The organism is Vibrio sp. nBUS_14, from assembly GCF_051201655.1.
GTDB lineage: Bacteria > Pseudomonadota > Gammaproteobacteria > Enterobacterales > Vibrionaceae > Vibrio.
Genome location: NZ_CP179207.1, coordinates 45,520 through 59,158, shown reverse-complemented (window position 1 = coordinate 59,158; position 13,639 = coordinate 45,520). Strand labels below are relative to the sequence as shown.

Here is a 13,639-nt window from a genome sequence, read left to right as displayed (position 1 = left end):
CAGATATTTACTCCATATTTTCAGCCTGCTTAAATCGGCTTTGACGCCAGTAATTGCTCGATACTCGAAGCATAAATACAGCCGATACTTGCAGCTAGAAAGACACTAAAACCAAACATTAGTATCTTTCGGCGACCAAAATGATCCGATAGTGGTCCATAGAGTAAGGAACCAATACAGATGCCGATAAAGTTATAGCTCAGAATGCGCTGCACCATAACCGCGTCAGTGTTGAAGTCGTTCAATATATCGGGAAATTTGGGTAGATAGATATCCGTCTCCATGGCAGCACCAAGAAATATGAATACCATTAAAAATCGAAACCACTTCCCCTCATGAGAGATGGGAAACATAGTTAATCCAATGAGTTATTATTATAAAAGTCAGAAGCGCAAACGCTGCAAGTGCAGGTAGGCTTAGAATGAAGTTTTGATATTGGGATGCGCGTAGTAGAGAGGAGTGTTACGCAGGGTTGTTATTCCCGTCACTTGGTTGTGATCAAGTACCCGGTAAATGTAACATAATGTTTCACAAATGCAAGGCTTCGATTTCCATTATTATACTGCCCTATGTAAACGATGAAAGTCGTGTCATTTTAACTTCTCAGAAGTGTTAATGATTTGTGACTTAAGAGAAAAGCAGAGTATTATGTAATATTATCATTCAGGATTTGGCAGCTATGAGTGCATCGAATACGGGCTGGAAAACGCCGCAAAACTTTTTATTACTGATTTCTATTATTGTTCCTATCGCGTTTTCGAGCTGGATGGCTCTGCTTAATAACTTCGTTATAGAAAAGGCGAACTTTGATGGTGCTGATATTGGCTTGCTACAAAGTGTTCGTGAGATCCCAGGCTTTTTAGCGTTTACCGTGGTGTTTGTTTTAGCCTTCATTCGTGAGCAACGCTTTATGTTGATATCGCTGGCGATGTTAACTGTAGGCACGGCGATTACCGGTTTATTTCCTACACTCACAGGCTTGTTGCTGACGACTATTTTGATGTCGACGGGCTTTCACTATTTTGAAACGCTGAAGCAGTCTTTGTCCCTGCAATGGCTGAGTAAAGAAGAAGCGCCAGAGATGCTGGGTAAAATGATCTCGGTTGGTGCTTTCGCATCGTTGATCACCTATGGCTCTATTTGGGTGATGCTGGAGCAGTTAAAGCTCGATTTCGCTTGGGTCTATGGCATTACTGGTGGTCTAGGTTTTGTTCTGGTGCTAGTGATAACTTTTGGCTTCCCTGAATTTCAAACCAAGACTCAACAAAACAAGAAATTAGTGCTTAGAAAACGTTACTGGCTCTATTATGCTTTGACCTTTATGAGCGGGGCAAGACGACAGATATTTACCGTATTCGCAGGCTTTTTGATGGTGGAAAAGTTCGGTTACTCTGCAGCTGACGTCACTCTACTGTTTTTAATCAATTACCTGTTTAACTTCTTATTTGCAAAACGTATAGGTCGATTAATTGGTGTAATTGGTGAACGCAAGGCATTGATTTTCGAGTATGTCGGTTTGGTTGGTGTGTTTGTTGGGTATGCTTTAGTACAAACGGCTGAGTGGGCCGCAGCGCTGTACGTAGTCGATCACCTATTCTTCGCTTTAGCGCTAGCTATCAAAACCTATTTCCAGAAGATTGCTGACCCAGCCGATATGGCTTCTACTGCAGGCGTTTCTTTTACTATCAATCATATTGCAGCTGTTGTCATTCCTGTCGCGTTTGGTGTGATTTGGCTATCTTCGCCTGCCACCGTGTTCTACATTGGTGCGGCAATGGCTGTGGTTTCTTTGGTGCTGTCTTTGAATATCCCTAAGAAGCCAGAAGAGGGTAATGAAGTACGAGTGTTTAGTTGGCGCTAATTAAGCAGTTACCTAACGCGCGATGACAAAACAGCTCCAATAGCGATATTGGAGCTGTTTAGTTTCTGCGGTTTACACATTTAAACGCTCTGATGCTCTAAAGAACTAGCAAAGTGTTTTCTGCAGCTGCGTACCATACTGTAGCTGAAGATTGCCGATTAGGTTTCAACAAATAGAAGACTCCCCCCTTTTTCTGGGAGTCGCTTCGGTAAATGATGATACCTAATACCACGAAAAAAAAACTGCGGGCAATTGATATGAGTTTTGCTGGTTTGGGGCTTGCTGCGGCCTTAAAAAGGTTAGCCACCACTAGGTTAATACCCATTAGTTGGGCTTATAAGAAGAATAATATGAGTGAAGTTGCATTAAATTCAATCAGGTGACGCGATCTCCCTAGATAAAGAGCAGCAATGTTTGGAGCAAACAGATACATACAGCCTATAGACGGTAAGCCACTGACTACGGCGCTTTTTGTTTCTGATTTAAGAGTCGTCTTTATGCGATCCGTTTTGTTAGCCCAGATTATCGAGCACTTTGCCGCACAGCTTCTTCAGCATGATCATTTCATCCTGCTCTAATGAAATTTTGCACATCATGGCGTTTGGCACTGACTTGGCGTGTTCTCTGAGGTCACGACCCTGCTCGGTTAGATTGAGTACACGAACGCGCTCATCCGTTTCACTGCGACCACGCTCTACATAGCCTTTTGTTTCTAATCGTTTAAGCAGCGGCGTGAGTGTGCCTGAGTCTAAATACAGTTGTGATCCTAATTCTTTCACGCTGGCACCGTCTTTCTCCCATAACACTATCATCACTAAATATTGTGAGTAGGTCAGATCAAGCTCGTCCAACAGCGGACGGTAAGCTCGAATCACAGCATTCGCTGAGCTATAGAGCGGGAAGCAAGTTTGGTTTTCGAGTAAGAGTTTATCGTCGTCGGTCATGATGTTGTCGGTGTAACACTGGCTCATTGGCGTTGCCTAGCTGTTTATAGAAAAAAGAATAATAAATTGTGCGCAATATAGTTGCAACGATCTTTAATTCGATATAAGGTTGCGGGCAATTAGATAGCGCACAACTTAAAATGAAAAGGAAATTAGTATGACTACAATCTATAAAACTCAGGCTACTGCAGTGGCTGGTCGCAATGGTCAAGTAAAAACAAATGACGGTCTTTTAGAGTTAGAACTGGCTTATCCTAAGGAGATGGGTGGTACGGGTTCGGCAACAAACCCAGAGCAACTTTTCGCGGCGGGCTATTCGGCATGCTTTTCTAGTGCGATTCAGCACGTAGCGCGTGAAGGTCAAATGGATATAGAGCCAGCCCCCGTTACTGCAGAAGTAGGTATTGGACCGAATGATGACGGTGGATTTGCACTGACGGTGAGCCTAGCGGTTGAGCTAAATATGTCACAAGAAGAAGCGTTGAAGCTAACTCGTCGCGCACATCAAGTGTGCCCATACTCCAACGCGGTTCGCGGCAACGTTGATGTCGCAGTAACGGTAAATGGGGAAGCGATTTAAGCCGTTCTACCATGGCACAAAGATAAGGAAGCCTGCAATTACGCAGGCTTTTTATATTGGTATTAGGCGAGAACATTTAACGCGACTCTAGCGGGTAAGAGCGGTGGCTTCAAATGTTCTAAGAACGCAGTGTATTTCGGTCGATATTGATGGTTGTCATAAAAACTAGCTAGTGCGTGAAATGCTTAGTCCTTCAGCCTTGAGATTAAAACTGCATATCATGGGCAATAATCGATCATAATTTTAAATAAGATTACATAATATTAACATTCCAATAACACTTCGGTTACACCGCACATTTTGATTCCTTTTGGTTTGCACATGGTTGCATATAGGGTTTAGCTTGGACCCGCAAGTCTACGTGTAACAACTAATAAGGATTATTAATGATGAGAGCATTAACTATTGCCACCTTGTTGTGGGCAATGACGTTCCAAGCACTAGCTACTTCTGTCTACTACATAAACCGCACGGATGAACCTGTCCGTATCAACTTTATCGCAGATGCGACGGCTCCAATTGAAAACGGCAACCAGTACCGTTTGACCTCAGAGCAAATTATCATACCCGCTTACCAACGAGTTAAGGTAGCTGACTTTAATCGTTATTACGGGATAGTCAACGGTGCAACCTATGATTATTTTATGCATGTTGAACGTGCAAACGGTTATGGAGGATGGATAGAGGAAACCGGTACTCCGGTGGCGCAATTGCGTTTAGTCGGTCATGGGGCTGGTACCACGCTTTCCTACGGGTATAAAAGGTTCGTTTTAAAAACGGATTATAATCCCTACGTGACCAATCTTAACCGAGGTGACGGAAGTCATACTGAGTTCGGAGTAAAAGCGGTTTATACCTCTGGCTTTGATGACGTTGAGTTTGTGATTGCTGACCATGATATTGCCGACATGGAGTACCGAGATCATGTGCTGACGGTTGCTACTTATAACCTATGGATGATTCCTTCTGTCTCTTCAGACATTGATGCTCGTGCTGCTCTGATGGAACACAGTTTGTCCGGCTATGATGTTTTGGTCTTACAGGAAGCGTTTTCGAGCGCGAGAGATCCAATGTTTGACGCTTTAGAGCTGGAATACCCTTACCAAACCGATGTTGTCGGCGGTGATAGCGCTGCACTCTATGATGGTGGTGTTGTGACGTTAAGTCGATACCCAATTTTAGAGACGGATGCTTTGGTGTTTGATCATTGCTCTGGGACAGATTGTTATGCTGATAAAGGAATTGTTTACACTAAAATCGATAAAAATGGTCAGATATACCATATTTTCAATACACACCTAGCTTCGTTCAATACAAAGGCTGCCAAAAGATTGCGTCGCTTGCAGCTTGGTTTATTGCGTACTTTTATGTTGACTAAGCAAATTCCAGCCGACGAGGCAGTCATTTATGCAGGTGACTTTAATATCGATAAAAATAGCGATTTTATTGAGTACTTGCTTATGTTGGCTACGCTTGAGGTCGATCCGCCTACTTACCAAGGTTATCGAGAAGCAACATTTGATCCGAGTATAAACTCATACGCGTCTGCTAAATACTCTGGTGGCTCCCAATCTGAATACCTCGATTATGTACTCGTTAGTTCAGAGCATCGTAGAGCCTTTGAAAATACGAATACGGTTAAGTTGAGACAGCGAGTTAGCGAAGAGACTTGGGGGGAGTGGCATTTGTCAGATCACTTCAGTGTTGAGGGCCAATTCGTCTTTGATGAACATGAATAAGTCGTTTTTTCTTAATCTATCCGGGCCTACAGCAAGTCTGTAGGCCCGATTTATTTAATATCAAGAATAGGCCGGCAAAAGGGCTTTACGTTTGTAGTTTAGCAACATGCTCAAACTGATCACCGCGGTGAGCGCTTCTGCAAAGACAATGCTTGCCCAAATGCCGTCTTGCGGGAAGAGCTTAGGCAGTAGCAATACACCTAGCGCAACAAACACAAACCCTCGACATAAGGAAATAAGCGTCGCTTGTTTTGGCTTGGCAATGGCTTGGAACAGGTTGGCAATCACCATGTTTAACCCCATCAAAGGTACGCCGAAGAAGTAGAACGTCAGCGCGCTTGCGGCGATTGGGATTAAGTCATTCGCATTACCTAAGTAAATTGAGGCAATCAGTGGTGCCGACAGCCAGATACCTAACAGAAAGAAAGTACCACTGCCCATGGCTGCTTTCACCCCCAGTTTTAGAATGTCATCAATGCGTTCTGGGCGTCCTGCTCCGTGATTAAAGCTAAGGATTGGCTGACATGCTTGTGCGATGCCTACCATGACAAATAGGGCAAATATACCAACGTTTGTGGTTAAACCGTATGCGATAATGTAGCCCTCACCGAACTGGTGTAGTAGGACATAATTGAACAAAATAATGGTCATTGCTGATGTGAGTTCAAGAAAGAAAGTAGGTGTGCCTATACTTAAAATTTCTTTCGCTTTACTTAATCCGATGCCTTTTAAGTGAAGCCTCAGCGTGCCTTTTCCTTTGATGAAATGAGTGAGCAAAATTAATGCAATTAGTGTTTGCGCGACCGCGGTGCCATAGGCTGCTCCTGCCATTCCCATATCCATTTTTATGATGAAAAAATAATCGCACGCTAGGTTAGCAATCGCACCAAAAGACATGGCATAAGTGGCCAGTTTAGGGTTTGTATCGTTGCGCACAAAGCAGGATAGAACCCAAGCGAGTGAGTAGATGATGAAAAAAGGTAACATCGCAGACAGATAATCGTGAGCATGTTTTGCTATAGTGCCTGTGGCTCCAATCAAGGCAATGATTTCATCTAGCCAGACTATGCCGACTCCAACCGTTATGCTCGAAAACAGCGCTGTGAGCAAGATTGATTGACTAAACCAGATTTGGCTGGCTCTGGATTTACTTGTGCCAATTTCTATCGACATTTTGGTGGCGCCACCAATTCCAACCATCATTGCAATGGCGGTAAAAATGGAGAATGGCACAACAATTAATGCCATTGCCCCAACTCCCTCGGAGCCGACCCCCATCCCGACGATGAGTGTATCACCCATTATGAACAAGGATTTAATTAACATGCCAGTAAGCGCTGGCCATAGGTACTGATAAAAGGATTTTGAAATAGGATCAGTGTTTAGGTTGATAGCCATAGAATAAAAAATACCCGAATGTGATGAATTTATTTTCGGGTATTATTGGTACATTTAAACGTGGATTAAAGGGATTATCTGCGTGTTATATTGCACTATCTGCACATCGAGTTCGAAACTCTGCAGGAGACTCTTTCATCTGCCCACGATAAAAACGACTGAAATAGGCGGGGTCTTCGAAGCCGAGTTCAAAGGCGATGGTTTTGATGGTTTTGGTAGAAAAGATCAATTCTCGGTTAGCTTCCAAGATGGTTCGATCATGGATTAACTGAGTGACCGTTTTACCCCGTTCCGCTTTAACGATTTCGTTGATGCGCTTGTTCGTGATCGACAGTGCTTGCGCATAAAACTCGCAATGTTTGTGCGTAGCGTAGTGTTGCTCAATTAAATCAACAACCTTGTTTACTCGGCTGTCGCGCACTTCACCTTTCAATGAGAATTGGTTGGCGAAGCGTAATATGTAGCGCAAAAAGCTATTCATGAGTGATTCTACTAAATCCCAGTCGCTATCCACTCGCTCACACTCTTCTTTGATCATGGTGAAAATAGGTAGCAGGTAGCGGTTGCCTTCCTCACTGCAATCCAAATAGGGAGGACGACTTTGATGCATGGCAAAAACAGTGTCGACTAGTTGTGTGTTGCGATGATTAGTTTTGACAAAGCGTGGCGTAAATACCAGTAAACGAGCATTTTCTCCACCAGTTCTGAGCGGTGTACCTGACCTGGTGCGATGGTGAAAATGCGCCCGACTTTGTTGTCGTAGTCGACGAAATCAATACTCTGACTACCTTGGTTATCCACGCACCACACTAATTCCCAATACTCATGTCTGTGCGATTCTAAGAACGCATCGTCGCTGTTAGACAACTCAGTCACACGACAGGGCTGACCCTTGATTAGGCGCATGTGTTTGATGGGAGTACTCATGACATTCCTTTATTGGAGAAGGGGGCTGAAGGCTATGACCAAAGCCGACAATGATTGGTGTTTCTAATGTAGTCGATTGCGACTTTTAAGTCATTCGCTTGCCATTATCTATGAGTGATGGGCAGTGACAGAATGGACGAGGTGAAACATATAGGAGTGTATGCAAAGGGGAGTGAGGTAGAAGTTTTGATACGAGTAGCTAAATGAAACCCTAGAAGCACATTACGGGCTTCTAGGATGATTCATAGAGCTTAGTTGTTGCTCGCTGTTTTTAACGAAGAGCGTAGCTTAAAGATCCCTTTTGGTGCCTTGGTCAGCAAGATGCCACAAAGTAGAGGGATCATCATAAGCAGTGATTGTTCAGAGAGAACTTCGCCATTGATGTAGCAAGAGATCAACAGTGCAACCACTGGGAAGATAAGGAAACAAATGGATGCTTGGAACGGCGTCGAAACCTGACCTAGTTTGAAGTAAGCCACAATACCGCCGACACTTGCTACAAAACCTAGGTACACGACCGCTGAGATAGAATCCCAAGTGAAAGATTCTACGTTCACGTTCTCACCTACTGCCGATACTGCAAACAAGAAAATTGCAGCAATGAAACTTGGTACAGCGTTGTAAGTCAGTACCTCGATGCCTTTACAGTGTTTTTGAACTAACACGTACATTACCGCGTGAATCGCAACCGCAAGACCTAGGCAAACCGTACCGATAAAGTAGTCATCACCACCCATTTGCATTTCGTTGCCAAGAATTAAACACAGGCTGATAACCGCGGTAACTAGGCCGAATATTTGATGCTTCGCTAAGCGTAGACCAAGGAACAAACCCGACATCAGCATCACAGCAACAGGCATGTTAGCGAAGATGATCGAAGCCAAACCAGAAGAGATGTATTGCTCACCGTAGATCATCAAAGTGAACGGAATCGCGAAATACATCAGTGCTACAATAAGTAGCCATTGACGCTTGCCCTTAGGAAACAGCAAAGGTTGATTGAAGGCTTTTGCTAGTACTGCAAGCAGAGGGGCTGCAAGTAAAAAGCGCAGTCCAGTAGCAAAAATTGGTGGTATAGAATGCAATGCCACTTCCATAGCGAACCAAGTGGTTCCCCAAATTAAGCAAACAGAGACAAAAAGCAAGATAGTTAGCGACTTCGAATTCATGGTGACTACTCATTAATAATTATTTTAAATCATAGGCTTGTAGCGCCCTAATGACGTGTCACAGTATAAGGAGGTCGTCGGAGAAAAAATTTGTCTTTTTGTCTCTAATTGAAGGTGAATGGAGAAATTAAATCTATAATGTTGGCTTTTAAAGGTAAATATTTTTATCAATTAACAGTTACATAAAGTCATTATTCTTTGTGAGGTTTAGTTCGGGTTGAGAATTGACCAATTTAGCGGCGCATAGTGATTTGGTTAAAATCAATCCAGCCGTTCGCCAACTGCTCCACAGGGTTCACGGTTTTGGCATAATTGAGCTGCTGTTTAACGTGAAAAATTGGTCGATAGATTCCGAATGCGATCAATTGCGCTTCTATGTTTAGGAAGAGAGGTTGTCGTTGTTGGTAATCGGTTATTTTCCAGAGCCGTTCAAGGCTTTTATCTCGCCACTGTTTTTGCTCATCAGTGAGGCACACTTCTAATGTGATAGAACTTTGTAGCCACCCCATCCAACTACTATCGTGGTTATCTGAAAATACTTCGCCGCTAATTAATATGTCAGCATCTTTTAGGTTATCTGACTGGCAAAATTCTGGGAACTCAAGCACTTGATATTCGCAGATAAAACCAAGTTCATTCAACCGCTCACAATAGTGGCGAGCCATTTTTATGTGGTCAAACAGCTGATAGGTTAGGATCTTTAACGGTTGTTTAGGCTTGCTAAGCTGGTCTGCGAATTGTCGAGCCATTTGCAATGGGCTTTTGTTATTCGCCGTTTCTATCTTTGGCTGTGTTGATTGATTGGACGTCGATAGCATCCCCGCGGCGTAGCCGACAGTGTCCAGAGGTATGTCTTTAGCGATCCCCAGCAAACGTAGTAATTCACTCAGTGATTTAAGGTGTTTTGGGTTTGATAGCCAAGTGTGTCGATGTGGGTTTATCACAGCGTACTCGCACCCCTTTTCCCACTGTTCTATTTCGGCAAGCTCGTTTGAGATGGATGAGTGCTGGTAATGTGGGTGTGAGTGAACAATATCGCAGTGTATTTCATAGTCTTTGGCTTTATCACCAACATTCCAAATTTCTATACCGTCTACCCAAGGTCGGTGTCCATGGTAGGAGCTGAAAACCTCGAGTCTGGTTAGCCATTCGGACTGTTCCACCAATTTAAAGCTGCCGCTACCAATTATATTCCCTCCTACTTCTTTGGCAACACCTGCGGCTGAGCACGACAGCAGTGACGGAAGGTAGCCTGTGTTGGAATTGATATCGAAACAGAGGTGAAGCGGATCGATAACAGTAATAGCGGAGATGCATTTAAATTGCTGACTATTGTGATGACAGCTTCCTATCAGACGTTGAAAGTGTGCTTTGACGTCTTGCGCTAGAATCGGTGAACCGTCATGAAAGACTAAGCCTTTGCGTAACGTGAAGTGCCAACGGTGCTCTGTTTGGTACCAATCAATGGCAAGATCACCATCAAACGAGTGAGTTGACTTGTTGAAACGTAGTAAGTTACTAAAAAGGTAGCTAGTGATGTGAGCTTCAGTGCGTCGTGTGACTTCAATCGGGTCCAGACTGTGTGTTCCCCGATAAAAAGGGATTTGCAGAATATCTAGTTTAGTCGGCAAGCTTTGATAGCGGCTGATATAACCCAGTAGAAACTGATCCCGTTGTGATTCATCAACCAGATCCAATGCTTGATCCACTTTATTCTCAGAGAGCAATTCATCTATTCGTATCTCAAGCTCACGGTCCAAGCTTTTTAATAGCGTGAGTGTGGGTAGGTTGCCTCTGCCAACTCCCGACTTCCAGTCAATCCAGCCTTCGCTGACTAGCTTTTTGATCACCAATTGAGCGTTGCGTCTGGTACAACCTAGCGCATTCGTTATTTCAGTTAAAGAGAGTGAGGTCGGTTGGTTAACGAGTACCCGAGAACGTAAAAATGCCAGAGCCTTCCAGTAATGCATAAAGGTGAAATCCTTGTTTAATCTTTCTATTTTTCTTCATCTTTTAATCTCGATAATAGAGTTATTCGATTGTTTTTAAAAGGAATGAAAAATGGAAGGTGTAAAAGATTCAAAGGTGACCAACTCAATTTGGAGAAACTCGAGCTTTATTGTTTTGTTTTCGACGGCGTTCTTTGTTGCCTTTGGTACCAAAATATATGACCTTGCTTTGCCCTTGTTGGTTTACGAGTTGACAGAGTCTTCAGAGATGATGGGTTGGATGAGAGCCGTCGAGTTTTTACCCAACCTACTATTAGCTCTGTTCATCGGTGTTTGGGTTGATAGGTTTAATAAAAAGCAGTGGTCACAATGCATGTTGATCGGGCAAGCAGCAGTATTGGTCGTCTCTTATATTGCAGTAAGATGGTTGCCGAACCCTTTGTACGCACTGTTTCCGTGCGCGTTCCTGATGATGGCGTTTAACTATGGTTATCACAATGCGCGTATTGGGATGATGAAAAATGTTTTACCTCAGCACATGCAAAATACCGCCACCGCGAGAATGAGTTCTTTGTATAGTTTGTTAGAAACTGTTGGTCCGGTTTTGTCTGGGGGATTGCTTCTCTTATCAGCGTTACATAACGTGTTTCTACTTATCGCAGTTATGTACGTGCTTGCTTTTTGGCAGGTCAATAAGTTGGACCTCAAACCGTCTACGCCCGTTGTCCATCAGTCGGTGTTTAGCGCACTAAAAGAAGGCTGGTCTATTTTGTATGCGAACAAGAACATGTGGCACATCACCTTGGTCGTGATGGTGATTAATACCACAGGTGCAATTTTCTGGATTCAAGCCATCTATTTTGCCAAAGCTGAATTAGCGCTCAGTCATATCGAGGTGGGTTACTTGATCGCGGCGTCCGGTGTCGGTGGATTATTAGGTTCTTTTACCGCGGATAAGGTTAGAAAGCGCATCGGGCTTGGCGTACTGCTTATTTTGTCTATTGTATTAGAGGCGTTTGGATTCTTGTTCCCTGCATTGCTGAGTCAAAGCTATTTACTGCAAGGTATGACTTCAGCGCACATGGTTGTCATTGAAAAAGGCGTATTGATGATGTCGTTCTTATGGGTGAGTGCGATTGGCGTCTACAGCAGCATTTGTATTTGGAGCTATCGTCAAGAAGCATTCGAGGAAAAGCACCTTGGTCGTGTTGCTGGAATTACAGGGTCTTTGTTTAAACTCTTGATGCCATTTGGTTTGGCTGCTTCTGGATACTTGGTGACAATGTTTGGTTTGTCGGTACTTTTTGTCAGCTGTTTTGTGGCTCAAGTGTTGGCTGCCTTTGGGGTGATGGTGACCAAGGTTCGATATATTGATTAGATTTAGGCTTAAGTTTTGTAACGACCATTAATAAATAACGCGCCAATTTAAGGCGCGTTTTTATAGTTTAGTTTGCAGCTTTACTGCGTAACAGGTTTGATGGTTTTGGACTGTCGGATTGCAAGAATCAGTTGTGGTAGCAGTGACATGATGATCATGCCTGTCATGAGCGAGTATTGTACTGCAGTGAAGGATTCACCCATTAACACCATACCTGTCACGATGCCCGCCACTGGATTGGCGATGCCACCAAAGGTGAAATCAACCACCGTCATACGTTGTAGTAGCCATACATACATACCGTAACCCAGCGCTGTGTTTAGCCCAATCACCCAAACCAAGCCCATTGCGTTGCGAGTATCGAAATGAGTGACAGCATTAACATAAGGCGGCGGGTCGATGAACGCATGAACGCCAGACGCGACAGATAAAATCGTACCGCCTAAAATCAGCTGCCACGTTAATACCTTCCACCAATGCATGCGACTACCCAGTGATTTGGTAATGCTACTTCCGATGACGATACACATAATTGCAGCGAACATGGCGCCTAAACCTATTGGGTTCAGAGCGATTTGGCTTGGGTTAAACAGTATCCACGCTAAGGTGATCAAACCAATACCAGACAGGGCTTGAATCAAATGCGGGCGCTGCTTTTTCACAACCCAATGGAAGAGCATCGCGAACACAGGTACTGAGATCATACCCACGCCAGAAATTGCCGAAGGTAGTGTTAGCGCCATCACAAAGATCAAGCCAAAGAAGGTCGCAATATTGATAAGGCCCAATGTGAAAATGATCTGCCACTCGCCTTTTTTAGGCAGTGTCGGCTTTACTGCTAGCAGTAACAAACCAGCAGGTAACGCACGCAAAGCACCGAGTAATAAGGGTGGCCACTCCTGTAGCGTAAATTGCGTCACTGCATAGGTTGTTCCCCAAAAGAACGCGGGGATCATTGCTAATAATATGTTCATCTGAAATATCTTTACGTTAAGATAACTATTGTGTGAACTGTATACTGAGAACTAGTGGTTGTAAAGTATCTTTATGTTAAACTAGTTTGAAGTAATCAGACTAATAACGGAGCGAGATCGCAAATGGATGCTATCGACCGCGTAGTAGAGCAATGGGCAAAGGAAAAGCCTGAGCTAGAAACTGAGCCTATGGCAATGATGGGCCGGATTATGCGTATTGCTAAGTATATGGAGACGCAAGTTGCTGAGCTTCATAAAAAATACGACATGAAGCTGGGTGAGTTTGATGTGCTGGCGACGTTGCGACGTTCTGGAAAGCCTTACCGACTGACTCCGTCAGAACTGATCGGGTCGATGATGCTGACATCAGGTGCGATGACCAATCGCCTTGATAAGCTAGAAGCCAAAGGGCTGATCAGTCGTGAGCACAGCAAAGAAGATAGACGCAGCGTGAGTGTTCAGTTAACCAAAGATGGCCTTATTCTAATTGATCAAATGATGACAGAGCATGTCGAAACGCAGAAAAAGCTCGTTAAATCACTGTCTACTAGTCAGAAAAAAAATACTAACCAGTTGCTTAAAACATGGCTGAGTGCTTACGAGTAACCGACTTGTTGAATTAGGTTGCTGAACGTAGTGAACTGAGCGAGCTTAATTTGATTTGAAAACCGAAGTGATGAGCTTCGGTTTTTTTGTGCTTGTTAAATGGGTTTATTTCTC

General features: G+C 43.7%; 10 protein-coding genes and 2 pseudogenes. 5 read left to right on the top strand and 7 right to left on the bottom strand.

What is annotated here, in order from left to right; genetic code table 11:
* Positions 1 to 44: 44 nt before the first annotated feature.
* Positions 45 to 311, bottom strand: a pseudogene (locus ACMAZD_RS17840) (MFS transporter); the annotation flags it as partial.
* A 368-nt stretch (positions 312 to 679) separates the two neighbouring features.
* On the opposite strand from ACMAZD_RS17840, the gene ACMAZD_RS17835 reads away from it, so the two are divergent.
* Positions 680 to 1,861 carry an MFS transporter gene (locus ACMAZD_RS17835; RefSeq protein ID WP_435250022.1) on the top strand — a complete coding sequence of 394 codons (1,182 nt, stop codon included), beginning with the start codon at positions 680 to 682 and terminating at the stop codon, positions 1,859 to 1,861.
* Positions 1,862 to 2,373: 512 nt separating this feature from the next.
* Here ACMAZD_RS17835 and ACMAZD_RS17830 read toward each other — a convergent pair.
* The gene (locus ACMAZD_RS17830; protein WP_435250021.1) at positions 2,374 to 2,832 is read right to left on the bottom strand and encodes a MarR family winged helix-turn-helix transcriptional regulator; all 459 of its coding nucleotides are present in this window, start codon (positions 2,830 to 2,832) and stop codon (positions 2,374 to 2,376) included.
* A 130-nt stretch (positions 2,833 to 2,962) separates the two neighbouring features.
* On the opposite strand from ACMAZD_RS17830, the gene ACMAZD_RS17825 reads away from it, so the two are divergent.
* Positions 2,963 to 3,385, top strand: coding sequence for an organic hydroperoxide resistance protein (locus tag ACMAZD_RS17825; protein ID WP_435250020.1), 423 nt, complete (start codon positions 2,963 to 2,965; stop codon positions 3,383 to 3,385).
* Between the two features lie 386 nt (positions 3,386 to 3,771).
* Positions 3,772 to 5,124 (top strand): sphingomyelin phosphodiesterase, encoded by a 1,353-nt coding sequence (locus ACMAZD_RS17820; RefSeq protein ID WP_435250019.1) that lies wholly within the window; start codon positions 3,772 to 3,774, stop codon positions 5,122 to 5,124.
* Between the two features lie 60 nt (positions 5,125 to 5,184).
* On the opposite strand, the gene ACMAZD_RS17815 is transcribed toward ACMAZD_RS17820, so the two are convergent.
* From ACMAZD_RS17815 to ACMAZD_RS17800, 4 genes and pseudogenes are all read right to left on the bottom strand, one after another.
* On the bottom strand, positions 5,185 to 6,522 hold the full coding sequence (locus ACMAZD_RS17815; protein WP_435250018.1) for an MATE family efflux transporter: 1,338 nt from the start codon (positions 6,520 to 6,522) through the stop codon (positions 5,185 to 5,187).
* Positions 6,523 to 6,607: 85 nt separating this feature from the next.
* Positions 6,608 to 7,449: pseudogene (locus tag ACMAZD_RS17810) on the bottom strand (helix-turn-helix domain-containing protein).
* A 251-nt stretch (positions 7,450 to 7,700) separates the two neighbouring features.
* Positions 7,701 to 8,618, bottom strand: coding sequence for a DMT family transporter (locus tag ACMAZD_RS17805; protein WP_435250017.1), 918 nt, complete (start codon positions 8,616 to 8,618; stop codon positions 7,701 to 7,703).
* Between the two features lie 233 nt (positions 8,619 to 8,851).
* Complete coding sequence (locus ACMAZD_RS17800; RefSeq protein ID WP_435250016.1) at positions 8,852 to 10,588, bottom strand: SgrR family transcriptional regulator; 1,737 nt, start codon at positions 10,586 to 10,588, stop codon at positions 8,852 to 8,854.
* A 91-nt stretch (positions 10,589 to 10,679) separates the two neighbouring features.
* Between ACMAZD_RS17800 and ACMAZD_RS17795 the strand changes: the two genes are divergently transcribed.
* Positions 10,680 to 11,945 carry an MFS transporter gene (locus ACMAZD_RS17795; RefSeq protein ID WP_435250015.1) on the top strand — a complete coding sequence of 422 codons (1,266 nt, stop codon included), beginning with the start codon at positions 10,680 to 10,682 and terminating at the stop codon, positions 11,943 to 11,945.
* A gap of 80 nt (positions 11,946 to 12,025) precedes the next feature.
* On the opposite strand, the gene ACMAZD_RS17790 is transcribed toward ACMAZD_RS17795, so the two are convergent.
* Entirely contained in the window at positions 12,026 to 12,919 is an 894-nt protein-coding gene (locus ACMAZD_RS17790) for a DMT family transporter (RefSeq protein ID WP_435250014.1), read from the bottom strand.
* 123 nt (positions 12,920 to 13,042) lie between these two features.
* Between ACMAZD_RS17790 and ACMAZD_RS17785 the strand changes: the two genes are divergently transcribed.
* Positions 13,043 to 13,525, top strand: coding sequence for a MarR family winged helix-turn-helix transcriptional regulator (locus tag ACMAZD_RS17785; RefSeq protein ID WP_004732835.1), 483 nt, complete (start codon positions 13,043 to 13,045; stop codon positions 13,523 to 13,525).
* Positions 13,526 to 13,639 lie beyond the last annotated feature (114 nt).